General features: G+C 38.9%; 16 protein-coding genes, 1 pseudogene and 3 riboswitches. Of the genes and pseudogenes, 6 read left to right on the top strand and 11 right to left on the bottom strand.

What is annotated here, in order from left to right; all coding sequences use genetic code 11:
* Positions 1 to 91: 91 nt before the first annotated feature.
* Complete coding sequence (locus PING_RS15715; protein WP_011771307.1) at positions 92 to 532, bottom strand: hypothetical protein; 441 nt, start codon at positions 530 to 532, stop codon at positions 92 to 94.
* A gap of 56 nt (positions 533 to 588) precedes the next feature.
* Positions 589 to 858 (bottom strand): hypothetical protein, encoded by a 270-nt coding sequence (locus PING_RS15720; RefSeq protein WP_011771308.1) that lies wholly within the window; start codon positions 856 to 858, stop codon positions 589 to 591.
* A gap of 175 nt (positions 859 to 1,033) precedes the next feature.
* Between PING_RS15720 and PING_RS20725 the strand changes: the two genes are divergently transcribed.
* The gene (locus tag PING_RS20725) at positions 1,034 to 1,429 is read left to right on the top strand and encodes a hypothetical protein (RefSeq protein WP_011771309.1); all 396 of its coding nucleotides are present in this window, start codon (positions 1,034 to 1,036) and stop codon (positions 1,427 to 1,429) included.
* A 34-nt stretch (positions 1,430 to 1,463) separates the two neighbouring features.
* Positions 1,464 to 1,539: riboswitch (cyclic di-GMP riboswitch) on the bottom strand.
* Between the two features lie 969 nt (positions 1,540 to 2,508).
* Here the strand turns inward: PING_RS20725 and PING_RS15725 are convergent.
* The 8 genes from PING_RS15725 to PING_RS15760 form a co-directional block, all read right to left on the bottom strand.
* The gene (locus PING_RS15725; protein WP_011771310.1) at positions 2,509 to 5,133 is read right to left on the bottom strand and encodes a fimbria/pilus outer membrane usher protein; all 2,625 of its coding nucleotides are present in this window, start codon (positions 5,131 to 5,133) and stop codon (positions 2,509 to 2,511) included.
* Positions 5,130 to 5,429: a hypothetical protein gene (locus tag PING_RS15730; RefSeq protein ID WP_011771311.1), complete on the bottom strand. Its 300-nt coding sequence runs from the start codon at positions 5,427 to 5,429 to the stop codon at positions 5,130 to 5,132. Before PING_RS15730 ends, PING_RS15725 begins: the two co-directional genes overlap by 4 nt.
* 242 nt (positions 5,430 to 5,671) lie before the next feature.
* A complete protein-coding gene (locus PING_RS15735) occupies positions 5,672 to 5,983 on the bottom strand; it encodes a hypothetical protein (protein WP_232279372.1) in 312 nt (103 codons plus the stop codon).
* A 132-nt stretch (positions 5,984 to 6,115) separates the two neighbouring features.
* Positions 6,116 to 6,598: a hypothetical protein gene (locus PING_RS15740; protein WP_011771313.1), complete on the bottom strand. Its 483-nt coding sequence runs from the start codon at positions 6,596 to 6,598 to the stop codon at positions 6,116 to 6,118.
* Positions 6,599 to 6,694: 96 nt separating this feature from the next.
* Positions 6,695 to 7,117: a hypothetical protein gene (locus PING_RS15745; RefSeq protein ID WP_011771314.1), complete on the bottom strand. Its 423-nt coding sequence runs from the start codon at positions 7,115 to 7,117 to the stop codon at positions 6,695 to 6,697.
* Positions 7,118 to 7,140: 23 nt separating this feature from the next.
* Positions 7,141 to 7,860, bottom strand: coding sequence for a fimbrial biogenesis chaperone (locus PING_RS15750; RefSeq protein ID WP_232279373.1), 720 nt, complete (start codon positions 7,858 to 7,860; stop codon positions 7,141 to 7,143).
* A gap of 133 nt (positions 7,861 to 7,993) precedes the next feature.
* Positions 7,994 to 8,069, bottom strand: a riboswitch (cyclic di-GMP riboswitch).
* A 396-nt stretch (positions 8,070 to 8,465) separates the two neighbouring features.
* A riboswitch (cyclic di-GMP riboswitch) is annotated at positions 8,466 to 8,541 on the bottom strand.
* 182 nt (positions 8,542 to 8,723) lie between these two features.
* The gene (locus PING_RS15755; protein WP_011771316.1) at positions 8,724 to 9,572 is read right to left on the bottom strand and encodes a DNA-binding protein; all 849 of its coding nucleotides are present in this window, start codon (positions 9,570 to 9,572) and stop codon (positions 8,724 to 8,726) included.
* A gap of 675 nt (positions 9,573 to 10,247) precedes the next feature.
* Positions 10,248 to 11,381 carry an RNA-guided endonuclease InsQ/TnpB family protein gene (locus PING_RS15760; RefSeq protein ID WP_011771317.1) on the bottom strand — a complete coding sequence of 378 codons (1,134 nt, stop codon included), beginning with the start codon at positions 11,379 to 11,381 and terminating at the stop codon, positions 10,248 to 10,250.
* A gap of 271 nt (positions 11,382 to 11,652) precedes the next feature.
* On the opposite strand from PING_RS15760, the gene PING_RS15765 reads away from it, so the two are divergent.
* Genes PING_RS15765 through PING_RS15775 form a run of 3 tightly spaced genes read left to right on the top strand, consistent with a single transcriptional unit; the run spans position 11,653 to position 15,313 of the window.
* The gene (locus PING_RS15765) at positions 11,653 to 12,360 is read left to right on the top strand and encodes a fimbrial biogenesis chaperone (RefSeq protein WP_011771318.1); all 708 of its coding nucleotides are present in this window, start codon (positions 11,653 to 11,655) and stop codon (positions 12,358 to 12,360) included.
* A 33-nt stretch (positions 12,361 to 12,393) separates the two neighbouring features.
* Positions 12,394 to 12,858: a hypothetical protein gene (locus tag PING_RS15770; protein WP_011771319.1), complete on the top strand. Its 465-nt coding sequence runs from the start codon at positions 12,394 to 12,396 to the stop codon at positions 12,856 to 12,858.
* Positions 12,859 to 12,883: 25 nt separating this feature from the next.
* Entirely contained in the window at positions 12,884 to 15,313 is a 2,430-nt protein-coding gene (locus PING_RS15775; protein ID WP_011771320.1) for a CS1-pili formation C-terminal domain-containing protein, read from the top strand.
* Positions 15,314 to 15,765: 452 nt separating this feature from the next.
* Here the strand turns inward: PING_RS15775 and PING_RS15780 are convergent, their stop codons facing one another.
* Entirely contained in the window at positions 15,766 to 16,305 is a 540-nt protein-coding gene (locus PING_RS15780; RefSeq protein ID WP_011771321.1) for a hypothetical protein, read from the bottom strand.
* Between the two features lie 833 nt (positions 16,306 to 17,138).
* Here PING_RS15780 and PING_RS21110 point away from each other — a divergent pair.
* The gene (locus tag PING_RS21110) at positions 17,139 to 17,423 is read left to right on the top strand and encodes a hypothetical protein (RefSeq protein ID WP_198134712.1); all 285 of its coding nucleotides are present in this window, start codon (positions 17,139 to 17,141) and stop codon (positions 17,421 to 17,423) included.
* A gap of 18 nt (positions 17,424 to 17,441) precedes the next feature.
* Positions 17,442 to 17,585 (top strand): annotated as a pseudogene (locus PING_RS21920) (thioredoxin family protein); the annotation flags it as partial.
* Positions 17,586 to 17,783: the final 198 nt, after the last annotated feature.

The raw sequence follows: 17,783 nt of genomic DNA on the forward strand, positions 1-17,783 counted from the left end.
CTTCACCCCTTTTAAAATATTTTCTTCATTATCTCAGCCATATAAAAAAAGCGCTGCGGTTTTTAGGCCGCAGCGCTTTCAACAATAGTTATTAAGCTGATGTTGTTCCAGCAATATCATTATAAATAACTGTGACTGTTACATCTGTATCTATGTCTTGATTCTCAGTAAGACCTGAAGTGTTAAGACCGACAGTAAAGGGAATAACTGTTGGAGTAGCATCGGCCAGAGTTAGTGGATCACTCATTGTGGTGTTCTCAGTATTGTAATTATCGACTATCTTAATCAGACTTTCTTTGCTTGTGATTTTATAGGTAAAAGTTTCACCGTTTTCACCTGTTACAGTAGCTTCAACGCTCTCAGCTGCGACAATAGAATCAGTCCAAACATCACCAAAATCAATTGATGATAAATCTAAGTTGATCGTCAATGGTATTACATAGTGCCCATCAACAGATGTACCAGATGTCGCAGCCATTGCCGTTGTTGACATTGCGAATATTGATATAGCTAATATTGATAATTTTTTCATTTGTAACTCCCCATTTTTCACTTTAAAAATAATGCTCCCACGATATTGCTGAAAGATTATTGTGCGATCTCTTTGTAGGCAACCATTACAGTGATTTTCGCGGGAAGGTCACCGCTTATATTCCCTGTGTCCAGATCAACATAAAAATTATGTCGATGATCTAATCCGTTGCCTGTCACTGTATAAGTTATACTGTCACCGGTGTAACCCGTGCTTAAACTGCATGAAAGCTGTACGACTCCTGTGCTGTCATCATTATTTATTTCAACCCTATAGTTATAGTCTGCTTCTGCATTCACATCAAAATAGACTGGAGCACTGTCCACTTGGATATCCCGGTAAACATCCCCAAAATTGATACTGCTATACTGGAGAAACAGGGAAATATCTTTTAGAGTTCAAAGTCTAATTTCTAGGAAAAGTTAAGTTGTTCATTTACAAAAAAACCTACACATAATCAGATTTTTTATCCATTGTTGTTAACTTTTTCAGCTCAAGCATATGCTCCCGGTAGGAGCCCTGTTTAAAGCTTTGCTCTTTTATCAGTTTATTGTTGCTGTAGAACTTAACGTCTATCTCAAGGGGATAGGAAAAATTTCCGGTATTTTTAATGGCGTCCATGCGGGTTTTTCAAGATCCACCCTCACGCTTACCGGCTTTTTCCCTGAGTTAATCAGGGTATTCTCTTACGTCACCAGTTGGTCAAGGTTTATGTCCATACTTGTCCGCGTGACCATAAATGCCACAAAGTTGCTGGCAGAACAAACGGCCAGGAATAGTCCGATAAATGCTTTAGCGTATTTTTTCATATTAACGGTGTTACTTCCTTTTATTAGTTTTTATGTTTTTTGTCAAAAAAAGCAAAAAAAATGGCCTTCCAAAGAAGACCATACATAAAATTCAGCTCAAAAAACAAAAGTGTCTATTCACTTTTGGCAACTGGCTGCCATTTTACAGGCCCTATAGTTTTGCGTCCTTGAATTTCCCCAAGTTTGCGAATGACTTTCCTAAAAACTTAATCACACAATAATATTTTAACAATAAAAGTCATGAACTAAAAGTGATAAAACAACCTTAAGTCATTAAAAAAGAGGGGCTGAAATATATAATACCAAGCGCTTTAACGTACCTTTTCACATTAACTGTATTACTTCCTTTTGATTTCTTTATCTATTTTTTAAAAAAATCAATAAAAAACAAAAACAGCCTTTCAAAGAAGAGCATACGTAAAAATCAGCTCAAAAAGAAAAAAGGTCTATACACACTTAGCAACTGGCTAGCATTTTGCAGGCTCTATCGTTTTCAACCCTGGATTTAGCCAATTTGGTCTACAGGCAGAGAGCTGGCAACCACACTTTTTCACTTAAATTTTATTTTAATAAAAGGTTAAGTTATAACCATAAATGATCGGATAATTACGCTGTGGAGTTATAAAAAGTGTGTTTTTTGTAATGGATATAAATAATAAGGAACATTAAACGTCAGCTTTCCCTAGCAAGGAGCCCCAGAGCCAGTGGCGTTTTCTTATCCAAAATATTAATGCTTTTGATAGTCGTCTAAAGCAATGGATGAACTGATTTCATGGTGCAGCCACAAAATATGTAGGCACTATCTGGGCCGGGGGATTAATCAGTGATAACACCTGATATTTGTTTATTTGAGACTGTTGGGCCAATGCCACAACAGCTAATTCAGATATAGCCGTTTATTTTAGCTACTGGGATCAGACATCAGAGAATCGGCTCAGACTTTAATCTAAAAATATCACTCCGTCAAAGGCTATACTTATACTCGTTTATTCGTCATATTAAGTCGATAGATGAATGGATAAAAACACCTTAGACTCTTCCCTTAAGGTAAGATCAATTATAAATTGGATATTTTCAAACTGTATTGCAAATGTCACATCTTTTCACGTTTTAGAATCGAGTGTGAAAATTGCAAATAAAACCTGATGCACACCATTTTTTCAACATTTACTTTAAAATAGTTTGATCGTTATTGTCTGCATCATCAAAGGTGCTCTTAATTTTTTTAGTTTGAATGTCTGTCACTTTAAAATTTATTCCATCATAGAAATCCCCAGTCTCTCCTGAGCTCACAACGACCTCAAGAACATCCTTTTCAAGGGTCACTTGTTCACTGCCCAGATAATTTATTTTAAGGGAATATTCTCCCGGCTGCAGATCCTGAATAACATAAAAACCATCGTATTCAGGCTTGATACTGCGGTAGTAGACGCCTGCTTTTTCTACTATTATCTCCACATAAGTGAAAAACTTTTTCTTGATTTTTCTATCTACTGCCGGCAGGTTAATGGAGCCCATAATCATAGACAAAGGGATAAGTCCTACACCCACTTTTCTACCCGATGCGGGGATAAGCTTTATTTCCTGAGAATTAGCCGCTCTGAGGGTGGGATCAATCATAGTGCCAGAATAGTCATAGCTCAGTTTGTTGTTTTTATAGGGAGCGACCCCCGAGAGATAAAACAGCCCGTCTTTATTGGTTGTCACCTGGTTTTTACCTATGCCAACACCGACATTGGCAAGGGGTTGTTCATCTAGTTCTTTTTTCCCGTTGCCATTTTTATCTATAAAAACAGCTCCTTCGACATAACCATGATCAGGATCCCGAGCACTATTGAGTGTGAAAGGTTTTTTCAGATTAATAACTTGTTCGTAGTTGGCACCAACATTGTACATCTCATCATTTTTGCTGCTGTAGTCATAGTTCATCTTTAAAAACGCATTAAATTTATACTGAAAACCTATTCCCAGAGTCAAAAGATCATTTTTATTATAATCAACATTCACATTATAAGAGTATTTATTGCCCTTACTGAGTCTCTTCCTCAGACTGCCCTTGTACTGCCACTTGGGATCTCTTCCCACATTATACCCGGCATTCAAGCTATAGGTAAAATTTCCCCGACTGGCCTTAAAACCTATATTGCTGGTGTAATTAGCACTTATGTCACCATTCTTTATAATTGTTTTACCAAGATCCCAATCCATGCGTATCTTTTTTGTAATGTTATAACTCAGTCCCGTATCGTATTTGTATTTTTTTCTGCTCTCATAATTTTCATTTGAAAAGCGGAAAAAATAGTCACTTCGGCCATAATCCCCGCTTATTTCAGCCTCGTGATAACTATCCTTTCCTTCATCCTTCGCCAGTAGGCTGCTGTACTGCTCATAGCTGTAATATAATTGCTGAGAGAAAAGCTCACTTTCCAATTCGGTTATATAACCCTTGCTGGGGTCTTCAAAAGAATCATAATGGGCAATATTGATGACTAAGGGCACGGCTAAATTTGAAAAACGGTATCCGGCGTGGTGCTTTGCATATCGATACAGCTTGTCTTCATTGCGGGTATTATAATAATCGAAGGAATAGCTGAGATTGTTGGTCAAGCCGTAGGAGAGGCCGTATTTAAGATCATCCCAGGCGCGATTTTCTGCTCCTGAGTTTTGTCCGTAGAAAAAATCATAATCCCACTTACCCTGCGAGAGAAAACCATTTCCCGACATTACATTAATATCTTTCACCTCAGTAAGGACACCATTTCTGTCATATATTTTTATTTCAAAAGCATCTTTTTTACTTCTCATCGTTAGGGTGAACTGATACTCCTTGCCTTCCACTGTCAAATAGTCCATTACCTTACCGTTTTGATAGATTTCAACCATTGAATTTTTGGGTGCCTCCCCCCTGATGGTGAGATCCCGCCCTGAACGTTGGACACTGTAGTCATTAGTACTGACCGATATCCCCCGAATCTTACTGTTATACCCCAGAATATCCTGCCCTGCGACATAGTTATCCCCGAGAGTAACTGTCTTCTCCTTAAGAAAGTAAGGATATTTCAGGCTGATATTGTGCAGTTTTTCGCTGGGGTAAAGACTGTGACTGATATTAAAATCGCCGTAGAAAAGTTGGGAGCTGTACTCTAACTCCAGATTGCCATTTTCCTCTTCTTTTTTAAAATAATTTCCAAGTTTGCTTATGTCATACCTCAGCTTTAGCATACCAAAATCGATTATTCTGCGATCCGCTTTCAAAAACAAGTCATCCTTCGGGGAGGCTTCCTTAGCGTTTTTGTCTGCTTCTAGCTTACGCTTTCTTTTTTCGGCGCTTACCCGGCTATTCAGAGGCAGATTGAAATTCGGTAATATTACCAGAGTGTATTTTTCCGCTACCCACTGAACTCCCTTCAGGGGAATAAGTTCACTAATGCTATCCTTATCAATATACAGCCTGCCATCGATTTCTATACTGTTAAGCTTTTTTAGTTCTGTTGTTATTCGCCGCTTCTGCCTGTCGGGAAACAGGCTACCCGCCATCAGCAGAGTGACCTTTCCCTGATCGACCGAAAGCTGGGTATATTCTGTGAGCTCGGTAAGTTCCAGAAAATTTTCAATATCCAGATAGATACCCCCGTCAAAATCGCTCATTACTTCAACGAATTCCTGCTGCAGATAACTGCCCACTCGAAGGGTTACCATATTTTCAAAATAGTCATCCTGGACGCTGGAAAAAGCAGAATGACAAAAAAGAAAGCTGGATAACATAAGCAATGCCGCTCTTATCAAGATCATTCTTTCCACAATGTCAGTACGGGAAGCACTGCTGCGAAAAGCATTACATAATAAGCCAGTTTTTTTGAATGTGGTTTAATGGCATTTTTAACCATGAATTTTTCAACGGGCAAATAATCACAGCAGCAGATGGCTTTTAATAACAAGTCGAAGAATGGTAATAGAAATAATTTTTTTTTGCTGGCAGAAGCTTTCTTTGCGGACAGGCATTGTTGTATCACTTTATTCAGGTTAGCTGCTAAATCATTCTGAATAGTGAAAGGGTCAGGTAAAAATGGACACGGAGTTATATTCAAAACTAAACCTGCCTTATCGAATTAATCTGCTCTGAGTTGCCTGTAATCCTCTAATATAAGTCACCGATGGAGAGTTTAGCCTTATTAAGGGAAGCGTAACTTGAAGTTGAAATGGTTGAAATGGTTGAACTGCTTGTATGGTTACATAGTTAAATAGTTAAATAGTTAAATAGTTAAATAGTTGAATAGTTGAATAGTTGAACACAAGTGGATAGGAAATGGTAAACGGGTAGGATATTCAGTTAGTCTAAATATTCAATCTCATACTTTATCTGTTTTTTGTGTTTACCGCTGACTTTTTTTTCCCCCAGCAGAGAAAACCCTATTTCAAACTGTCCTTCGCCGTATTTATCGAGCCTTATAATCGGATTTTTAGCCCTGAGATTGTCAATTCTCACTCCAGAGGTCAGATAGACAGCTCCAGTCGCCTTAATTGTTAACTTTACTCTTTTATTTGCATTGCCCTCGACATAAACAATCACCCCTTCCGCGGGAATGACCTCCAACCTGCTGCCGTTATACAGATAGAGCTCGTTCAGTTCGGCATTTTTCACTCTGACGGTCTCCAGAGAAAAAACAGACCCTGAATAGAGTACAAATAACACCAGAAAAATTTTCTTCATTGTCTCAGTCATATAAAAAAAAGCGCTGCGGCTTTTAGGCCGCAGCGCTTTCAACAATAGCTATTAAGCTGCTGTTGTATTTGTTGTGCTATCTATTGAATCATAAGTAACTGTAACTGTTATAGTCTCAGCTACGTCCGCACCATCTACAATTTTTGAAGCATCAAGACCTATATTAAAGTCAAGTGTTGTTGATCCCGTTGTAAAAGCAACGCCTGTTAACGTAGCAGCAAGAGTATCTACTGTTACTAATAAAGGCTTGCTGCTTACAACTGAGTAAGTAAATGTTTCACCCTGTGTACCTGCGACTGTAGCTTTAACTGCCTGATCTGCGACAACGGAATCAGTAAAAACATCACCAAAATCAATTGCTGCTAAATCTAAGCCAACTGTCAGTGGGGTGACATAGTGCGCAGCGACAGTTAAACCAGCATCTTTAGAACCATCTAGTTCAGTTGATGACTCAGCGATTGCCGTTGTTGACATGGCTAGAATTGATGTAGCTAGTAATACTTTTTTTGGTGTTGTTAAGAATAAGTTTTTCATTTTGCACTCTCCATGTTTTACGTTAAAATAATTTTTAAGTTAAAATAAGTTTTACGTTAAATTAAATAATCCTTCCGCGGTATTGCTGAAAGATCATTAGTCGATATTGTTGTACATAACCATCACAGTGATCGTAACGGCTAAGTCGCCGCTCATATTTCCTGTGGCCAGATCAACATAAAAATCATGTCTCTGGTCTAATCCGTTGGCTGTCTCTATATAAGTTAAACTGCCCCCTGTGTATCCTGAGCTTAAACTGCGTGACATCTGTATAGTGCCGCTGCTGTCGTCATTGCTTAGCTCCACCGTATAGTCAAAGGTATCTTCTGCATTGACATAAAAATCCACCAGAACACTCTCCACCTCACTGTCCTTGTAAACATCACCAAAATCGATGCTGCTCACCCCAAGAGACAGGGTCATTTCTTTTACCGCGTGCCCTTCGATAGTAAACTGTCCATTTGCTGCAGATAGAGGCGTTGACAGAAAAAGAAAAAGAATAAACAGCGCTTTATTCATCTCAGGGTCTTTTCGAATTCATTTCAGAGTTCAAAGTCAAATTTCTTGGACAAATTAAGTTGCTTATTTGCAAAAACAACCTGCGCATAATCGGCTTTTTTATCCATTTCCGTTGACTTTTTAAGCTCGAACGAATGTTCCCGGTAGAACCCCTGTTTAAAGCTTTGCTCTTTTATCAGTTTCTTATTGCTGTAAAACTTAACTTCTATATCAAGCGGGTAAGAAAAATTCCCGGTGTTTTTAGCCGTTCCCAGCAGGTCATAACCCTTGCCTGATTTCTCGATCCGCAATGCGTCAAAATCGAGTCCGGTTTCAAGTTTTCCTTTCCTGCCGTAGTAGGGAATACCGATATTCATCAGCATGGTTACCTGATTACCACTGCTTCTTGGGGGCATCTCTTTAAACATAAGCAGAGCGACATATTCCCCATCCTGTAAATCTTTTTTTATTCTTGGTGCAACTTTTACTTGTATCTTACCCTTTGGCGGAATCACCACTATTCTCGGATAAGCCACCAGCTGCTCTCCCAGATAGTATTTATCTTTAGCCCATGCGGGTTTTTCAAAATTGACCCTCACTCTCACCGGTTTATTCCCTGAATTAATCAGAGTGGTCTCTTTTGTCACCGGTTGCTCAAGGTTGACACCCATGCTTGTCCGAGTGACCGAGAATGCAGCGAAACTGCTTGCGGAACAAACTGCCAATGAGATGACGACAAGCGCTTTAACAACGTACTTTTTCATATTAACCGCGTTACTTCCTATTATTAGTTTTTCTGTTTTGCTTTCTTTTTTATCAAAAAAAAGCAAAAAAAATGGCCTTCCAGGGAAGACCATACATAAAAATCAGCTCAAAAGGCAAAAGCGTCTACACGCTTTCGGCAACTGGCTACCATTTTACAGGCCCTATAGCTTTGCGCCCCAAGGTTTCCCCAGGTTTGCGAATCAACTTCATAACTCTTACAAAGCGATTATATTATTTCTTATTTAAAAAATATGTCTTTTCTTATTTAAATAACGTTTCTACATTTAAAGGCTATCATCTTTCATTTTCACATCAAGTGCTTAGATAAAAAAATTAAAAATAGTAAATAAAAAATGCTTCATTTTCTGTAGCAACTGGTTACTGTTTTACCGTCTCAATAGTTTTGTCTTTATCTAAGTTTGCCAATTGATTTTATAACCTTTACAAAGTGTTCACCTTGTTTTGGATCAAAAAACATTTCATTTTTAAATTAAGTACTTGTATGCGCATTTAGACAGCAGTACACAAAAAAAAGGTAAAAAAATGGCCTTCCAAGGAAGGCCATTCATAAAAATCAGCTCAATAGCAAAAGTGTCTATACACTCTTGGCAACTGGCTACCATTTTACAGGCCCTATAGCTTTGCGCCCCAGGGTTTCCCCAGGTTTGCGAATTAGTTATCTCAAAACGTGAGTCCATGGTAACAATTTAAAATATTAAATCAAGCGATTATCTATCTTATTATAAAAAAAGGGAATAAAAAATGTTATTTTAAGGAGCCAAAAGAGAATAAGTAATATTCTTTTTATGAAAAAAAAGTATATGAGAGAAAGCTGTTAAATAGATTTTTTCATGCCATCCACTCAGCTCTGCGATTGATAGTATTCCTGGCATTCGCCTTCTCGGCCTCTAACTACTCGTTTGCCAAGCAAAGAACCATGGGTTTCTGTGACCACAGTATGCTGTCCTTCCCGGTGGTTGTCGTCAGAAAAAAAAATGATCACCCAGTCAAAAACATGGTGGAGTTTATGCGCACGTTCGCTGTTCGAAAACAGGGCGCTAAAATGCCAGTGATCGCAAGTTATATGCAATATCGGCAGCCAGGCTTTATTATCAGGATTAAAACGTTTGGGGGTAATCTGGGGCAGTTTTCCGGCAGCGGCTTTGCTGCGGTATTCAGTATCCACTTTTAACAGTAAACCAACGGGTATAAGGCTTGACGCTGCTATTGATGTCTGGCGGCGTTCACTAAAATGCTTTAACAGCCAGGATTCTATCGCCTCCTTACGCTTAACACCCAGACCTTCTACCTTGTCAAGCTGACCATTGCGGGTAGCATTTTCCAGTGATTCCAGCGTATCGATATGCAGGCGGTCATAAATGCGCTGTGCTAGTGTCCGGCCAACGGTCGGTATAGATTGGAATAATCCTATCGGATCAGATTCACCCTGCAGACTTTCCAGACGGCTGATACGACCTGTCGCGACGTATTCATAAATACACTGCGCAATCCCCGAACCAATGGCAGGTAAATCTGTTAGTCCTTTCATGCCTTTAGCCTGCACCAGTTCGCGCAAATCCTCGCTCAAGTTGTCCAGAGTATTCGCCGCATGAAAATAAGCCTGGTAGCGGAAGGGGTTAGCACGCTGGGTTTTTAGTAACGCCGCTATTTCGCGTAGTTTTTCGCCTACTTCATGATTAAAAGCCATCATCGCTTCCTCATATCAAATAATTATCCTCGAATGTAATAAGAATAAGCACACTTCTTTATTGCGACAAGTTCATTGCAACAAGTTTGCTCAACCCCTTTACAATGGATCATCGATATCGGCAAGCATCAGACATTCTCTATGGCGCGCTGCAAAAAATTTAGTTTGGTTATTTTGAACATATTTTAAGCCCTATTGAAAATTAAATTCACTCGTCTTTTTTTTGTTTTATTTTGTTGACTGAAATGACAAAGGAGTTAATAGAAACAGAGCCAAAACTATCTTGACTTTTATCTCTTTATCAACAGGATTTTCAAGGGGTTGAGGATTCATGCCTGAGTGTGTGATTTTCAGTATGGGTAAAGCGGGAAAAAATTTTAGACTTCAAAAAAGTATCATAATCGGTAGTTCACAGTGTAATAATAAAGCTCAATGAGCATCCAAGAAAGAAAGAAAATAAATTACAAAACGTCAGCCAAATTAATGGCTGCTTAGTGGTTATACACTGCAAAGTTGAACTTACCATATGATTGGTATCAGACTGTTTTAAAAGTACAGTATTGACATCCTCCCCCACTAAATTTGCTCGCTTAAAGCTCACAATATTTTGAAGGGGATTCCTAGTGATCACTCGCTAGGGTTTCCTCTATCAACACGCCTTCACTAGACAAAAATAACTTACGCTACTTTTGCCCCCGATCCAGTCGCTCCAGAGGCTAACACCGTCAGTCCGACGGCTTTAATATTCTTTGCTGCATTGATGTCGCGGTCATGGTGCGAACCGCATTTCGGGCATGCCCATCTCCGCACACTAAGTGGTAATGATTCATTTACGAATCCACAACCCTCGGTGCTACAGCGCTTTGATGACGGGAACCACCGATCTATTTCAATCACATTTCGCCCAGCCCAAACACCTTTGTAGTGTAATTGGCGAACGAATTCCCCCCAATTTGCATCAGCAATATGCTTCGCTAGTTTGGGGTTTTTGATCATGTTTTTAACAGCAAGATTTTCGACGCAAACAACTTGGTTTTCGTTAATAAGTTTACGGGTCGCCTTATGGGTGGCGTCCATCCGGCAATCAGCGATCTTAGCGTGAAGTTGGGCTACTTTTAAACGCATTTTATTGCGGTTTTTAGCGCCTTTTTTCTTTCTTGACAGCATGCGCTGCAAGTATGCTAATTTCGCTTCATATCGCTTTAAATGGCGGGGGTTACCAGATTTAAAACCATCGCTGGTAATGTAAAGATCGGTTAATCCTAAATCGATGCCAACCTGTTTAGCTGAGATTGGCATTGGTTTAATATCAATTTCACACAGACAGCTAATAAAATAGCGCCCAGCGGCATCTTTTGAGATAGTAATGGTTGATGGTTCACAAGGCATCGCCTGTGACCATCGAATATTTAGTGGCTCGTTAGATTTTGGAATATAAATGTTCCCATCACGATAACGGAAGGCAGTGCCCACCAAGCTAAACGATTGACGAGCATTTTTCTTCTTAAAGGTTGGGTATTTTGCACGGCGATCCCAGAAGTTGGTAAATGCCGTTTGCTGGTGACGTAAACTTTGTTGCAGCGCCACCGATGCGACTTCTTTCAGCCAGACAAGCTCAGGGTCTTTTTTAAGCTCTGTTAGTATTTTACTGGCGGCAGAGTAGTTAACACTAGCACCATCTTTGTAGTATGCGTCGGTTCTCACTTTTAAGACCCGGTTGTAAATAAAGCGTACACAGCCGAAAGTCTTTGCTAGAAGCAAAGATTGTTCGTCGGTTGGGTAAAATCTGTATTTATACGCTTTCTTTTTCATTCTAGTAAAATATCACTATTTGTGTAGATTGCCAATAAATAAATGCAACTATGTTGCATGGGCTTACACCACCACCTAAGTTTACTCGCTTCTGCTCGCAAGACTTAGATGGAGTACTTCGCCCGATGGATAGATAAAATCTACAGCTCTGTATCAAAATATTTTCAATGCGATTTGCTGCGGGTTAGCACTAGGCCAATATTTATTATTTATATATGATGTACAATAAATAAAATATAATCCGCCCTCTTTTTAACAAGGATTTAATACAATGGTTTATCAGATTTTTTACAAAATAATGCCCGTCTTGTGCCTTCTCTTTTCCTCGTATTCATTCGCCAACATTCGTATTAGTCAATCCATTATTGATTTTTGGCCAGAGCAGATCGCAAGGCAAGATATCTCTGTTTTTAACGAAGGTTCAAAAAGAATTTTTGTAGAGGTGACACCCTATGAAATTATCAAACCTGGCACTGAGAATGAAAAAAGATCATATGAGCCCAATCCAGAAAAGCGCGGATTATTAGTCTCCCCTGCAAAATTAATCCTAGAGCCCGGAGAAATGAAAATTGTAAGATTTGCCCTGCTAGGGTCAAAAGACAAGGAGAGAATCTATCGCACCACAATCAAACCCGTTCCCTATGGTGAAATTAAAAGTAATCAAAAAATAATGGTTAAAGTTCTTGTTGGATACGAAGTACTAGTGATAGCAAGACCCAAAAATACTGATTCTAACATTCAAGTAAGCATCAAAGAGGGTGTTGCTATTTTCACCAATACGGGCAATACCAATGCTTTATTGTTAAACGCGGTTCAATGCGATTCAAATGACGATAAATGTACTCATTTTCCTGCTAAAAGACTCTATCCCGGCATTACCCATAAGATACCTCTGCCATATAGCGCATCAGTATTAAAATATATTCTTAGTACAGGTAATAAACAGCAACATTTTACACTCGAGACAAACAGTAAATAGGCTCTATTTATTAGTGTCTAAGGAATTATTATCATGTCCAAAAAAAGCGCGTTAGGCTTATTCATTTGCCTGTGCCAATTTATTTCATCCAACGCCATTGCCACAGACAGCATCATTACGGGTACCACAGACCTTTCTACATCCTGGTTATCTGGTGGCTCAATTCAGTTTAATAATTCACTTTGTGTAGGATTAGGTGCTCCAGCGACTACCTATAAAGTGAGAATGACCGGTAGCGGCTCAGGTAATAGTTTCTCACTGCAAAAAAATGCAACTGATACTCTTGAGTACACTATTGAATGGGCATCACAATCCGGACAAACCAGCGGTTTTTCTGCCACTAGTGGTGTTTACATTACAGGTCAACCATCGGGGCAATCAACGGACTGCAGCGCGAAAAATGCCACTCTCATCGTTAAAATATCTGCGGCTCAGCTACAACAAGCCAAGTCAGGAAGCCATACTGGCACCATAACAATTACTGTAGAACCTGAATAACGGCTATTGATGAGGAATGTAAAATTTGTACAGGCTAGGCATTTATTTAGTTAATCTCAGTTTAATCCTCCTTCTAATTAAACCAGTAGAAGCTGCTAACGTACCTCCAGGTTTTGAGTCATTACTTGATAGTCAGGAACTGGTTGTCGATATTATCTACCAAGACACCTTTATCGGTACAGCTCAAGCCACCTCTTTATTAGGAAAACTGACCTTAAAATCGCCCATTGCCGTTACCAATTTAATCTCTAATATTAAAGACCTACAAATGGTGATCAATGCGCTGAGTTCACCTCTACCCGATAATGCTGCAAAATCATGTCTGCCGATAAAAAAGCCCGGTTGTGGAGAATTAGAACTGACACTGGCTAACCCGGTTGGCTTTATATACACCTCTTCACGCTATAAACTGCAATTATTTATTCATCCTTCGTTTTTAACAATAGAAACGATGACAGAAAAAGAGTACCTCCCTCTCCCTGAATCGGGTTTTTCAATAATAAATAACTTAAACGGTGCTTATTCCTATAGTAAAAATGCATTTTCGGATGAAGAGGTAAACTCTTCTGTTTCACTCAGTTCCATTGCTGCTTATAACAACTCTCATCTCGCTTTTGGCGCTTATCATTCTAGCGCTTCAAGAGGCTTCGTAGAAAAAACATTGTTTCAACACGATCAGCCTGGTTATTTTTATGGTGGTGGACTATTTAGAACGGCAGGATCAAACCTTACTGATTCTACACTCATGTATGGCGCTAATATTGCAACTTCAAGAAGAACCGCTATTCATAAAAATAGAGAAAGAGGCAGTAAAATTATTCTGTTTTTGTCACAATCATCACAAGTAGAAATATGGCGAGAGGACCACTTACTTAATACAGCTTCCTACGAAGCTGGAAATCAAGAAATAGATACCAGCAGTTTACCAAACGGCACCTATCTCATTAACTTAAAAATCAGGGGAACCAGTGGGGTTGTGCGTGAAGAACAACAGCTTTTTATTAAAAGCATAAACTTACCCCCCGTGGGAAAGCCCTTTTACAAGGCAGAAATTGGTAGAGTGGCAAAAAAAGATCTTGATAACTGGCTGCCTGATGTATCTGAAACATACTGGCTCAACACTCGATTCTTGAACCATATCAATGACCAGTATGCTGTTGGTGCTGATCTCCTTTCCGTTGGTGATTCTTTTTCATTAGAACTAAACGCCAGCACACTTTTCGCAAACTCTACCCTTAAACTTGCATTATTAGGCAGCAGTAAAGAAAATTTTGCACAATCATTTTCTGTTTTTACTCATTTAGACAACCTATTTTTTAATTTCAGCACAATCAATACCCATATTAGCGATCCTAATGATGAAATCCCCATTAGTTACCTTTCTAGAGGAAGCACAACGACGTACTATTCGCAGCTGTCCTTGGTACTGCCAAAAAATAGCATATTGGCATTTAATGGATCTTATACGTTACATGATATTGAAATTGACCCGAGCTACCGTTATGGCGCCTCTTTAAGCCTGCCATTATTTCATTTATACGGCAGTAACGTCATGTTAACTACTAGTGCTAATAAAACCAACGACGACACGTTATTTTTACTTGGTCTAAAGGTTAACTTTTCAGCAGAAAACCAATCTTATCAAGTCGCTACAGGATATAAAAAACAACAGTCAACACCCTCGGGAACCTATTCCTCTGGCTCAGCCCAAGTCAATTCTGATGATATTTTAGGTGGGAAAGGGACTCTAGATGCTGGCGCAGAACAAAAAGAAAATGGATTACAACGATTATTTTCTAATGCAACAGTAAAAAATCAATATGGAAAATATTCGGCTGGGGGCGAATGGGCCAATGATAATGAGAACAATTCGTCAAAAAGAACATATCTCAATTTTAATGCAGGATTAATCTCAACCACCCGAAATATGGTAATAGGGGGCGAGTCTGGCAATAGCGCAGTAATAGTCAATGTTGATGGCAATGTGAAGTCTGCGCGCTTTGATATTAAGGTTAATAATCAGCTTTATATGAGGGATCTGAAAGTAGGTGACTCTATTCCTGTCTATTTGAGTTCGTACCGAGAAAGCCAGATACAACTTGTTGCCAGTAATGCACCATTTGCAATCTATGACTCAGGGCCCAGAAGTGTCATTGTATATCCAGGTAATGTACAAACCTTAACTTGGAGTATCACCAAAGTATTTACCATTTTTGGTAAAATCGTTAATGAGGATGGATTACCAATAATAAACAGTAAAATTTTGGGTACAAGTGGTATTGCAATGACAGATCAATTTGGCTATTTCCAAGCTGAGATAACAGGTGAAACTGAATTAACCATTAAAAATAGTGATCTTTGTATTATTGATATAAAAAAAGAAGATTTAATTAATAATGACTTAGTTAATTTAAAAGAGATTACCTGTCGAAAAAACAGGTCTGAGCCAAAATAAAATAGCAACGCAACTAAGTCTTAGCCAATCAACGGTCAGCAGAGAGTTTTCCCGTAATAAAGGTAAGCGGGGTTATCCTATTAAACAAGCTCAAATGTTATCAGACAAGCGCCGATTAGGCGCTTGTCAAACCATTAAAATAACAACAAGCCTCATTGAGTTAATTGACTCAAAATCAAATCAAAATGGAGTCCAGAGCCGATATTTGTGTCGTTTAGGGAAGACCAAAGCATCAATACTAGCCATATATTTGGTCTGACAAGTAATTTGGTGGCCACTTATTCCAATAATTGCGTAGAAAAGGAATAGTTTATTAATCACGCAGTAAGGATAAACAATCAGGTTGAGGGGTTATTAAGAATGGGTTAAGTAGTGATCTGTCTTTCTTATAAATAAAAAAAGCGACTTTAATTAATAAACTCAAGTCACCTAGATTGTTTGGCTAAATACAATTAAATTGGTGTGACAACCATAGTTACTGTACCGGTATAGTCGCCTGCAGTCGCACCTTGTAACTCAGACTCTGCGATATCAAGGATTAATGTTGCATTATCCGTTCCACATGCTGTGTTGATAGTACTTGTTTGAGAACTTAAAGGAGCGCCAGAAACTAAAGCAGTAACGGTTGTTGCTGCTACAGTGTCAGCCCAAGATGCAGTATATGGGATAGTATCATCGTCAAGAGCATTAACTAATGAAAAAGCATCAGTAGTGCCACCAGTTCCTGTTACAGCTACCTTATATGTTCCTCCGTCTACATTGGTACCCACACACATAGTATTAATAAGTTCAAGGTCTCCAGTACCGGTGGATGTTGTTGATACGTCAGCAACATTATTAATGACTATTCGAGGCTCGACACTGACAGTTACCTCTGATGAGCCTGTTGATGTGCCTCCGGTCGACCCCTGAGAGGCTGCATTCGCTAAGCCTGCAGTTGTCACTAGGGTAATAAGCGCGGCTAATTTGCTTATTTTTAATATTGATTTCATAACATAGGTCCTTCTTTTATTCACACAGAAATTCGTTTGATAGATAACCATTACAAGGTGATTACTTTTATCTTGATCAACAAAATTGTTCTTTTTAGCTATTACCTCCACTTTTAAATAAAGTGGTTATATGTAAATTTCAACAGCGAAAAATAAAAAAAGGGTTTATTCACTTTCGGCAACTGGCTGCCATGCTACGAGCTCTATAGTGACGTTTTACAGCCCATATTTCATCAAATTCGTGATCAACTTCTCAAAACTTAAGTACACGCTACCCTGTTTAAGTCTTAAATCAAGCTGTTATCTACCTAATTATAAAAAACACAGAATGAAAAATATCATTTTCATAAAAAAATAGTATATAAAAAAATCGCTTAAATAAACTTTCCCACGCCATCCATTCATTCAATTTTCTGATTCAGAGTATTGCCGGCATTTGGCTTCTCTGCCCCTGACAACGGGTTTCCTAAGCAGAAAACCATGGGTTTCCGTGACCACAGTATGCAATCCTTCCTGATGCTTACCGTCAGAAAAAAGATGATCACCCAGTCAAAAACATGGTGGAGTTTATGTGCACGTTCGCTGTTCGAAAACAAGGCGCTAAAATGCCAGTGTTCGCAAGTTATATGTAATATCGGCAGTCAGGCTTTATTGTCAGGATTAAAACGTTTGGGTAATCAGGGGCAAGCATCTTTGAAATGTGGATCGTATTTACCTTTTTAGGATTAGGCATGGCATTGCCCTGACTGCTTTTTTCGTTATACCCAAACCTTCTTTTCTTGATGCCTAAACCAGGGCGGTGGATACATAAAATAAAAGCGCTTTTTGGGTTAATGATGCTGGCAACAACACTGTGGTTATTAAGTTTGCTCGTGCCTGTTATCGGTGGCTTACTAACCGTCGTCATCGGTTTATTGTTCTGTGTTTATTTGTTATACCACATAGCTAAAAATCGGGGTAAAAAAACAGTGATTGTGATTTTAACCCTTAGCTTATTAATAACCAGTGCCGGGCTTTTGACTGCCAGCCTTACCATAAGACATTGGGCGACACTGATAGAGGATAATCTGACCTGGTTGCCACTCAATAAAAAGAGCATTGATCAATATGTAAAATAGGGAAATACCGTTTTTGTTGATGTAACAGCTGATTGGTGTATCACCTGTAAAGCCAATAAAATCGGCGTTATTTTACAAGATCCCGTCTATTCTGAGTTACAGCTGGAAAGCGTGATAACAATGAAAAGCGATTGGACCAAGCCAAGCAACTGGATAAATTAATCAAAGAACAATTAAAATAGCATAAAAAATTAGCACCCGTAGCTTAAGATGAAAGACTATGGGTATGGGCATTTTTTGTAACAAACTTAAAGGTATTACCACAGAGAACACAGAGGCGCTAAGCGCTACACAGAGGAAAGACTAAAACATATTATTGCTAATGTTTTCCTTCTTTGACTCTGTTGATGAAGAAGAATC

The organism is Psychromonas ingrahamii 37 (assembly GCF_000015285.1).
Lineage (GTDB): Bacteria > Pseudomonadota > Gammaproteobacteria > Enterobacterales > Psychromonadaceae > Psychromonas > Psychromonas ingrahamii.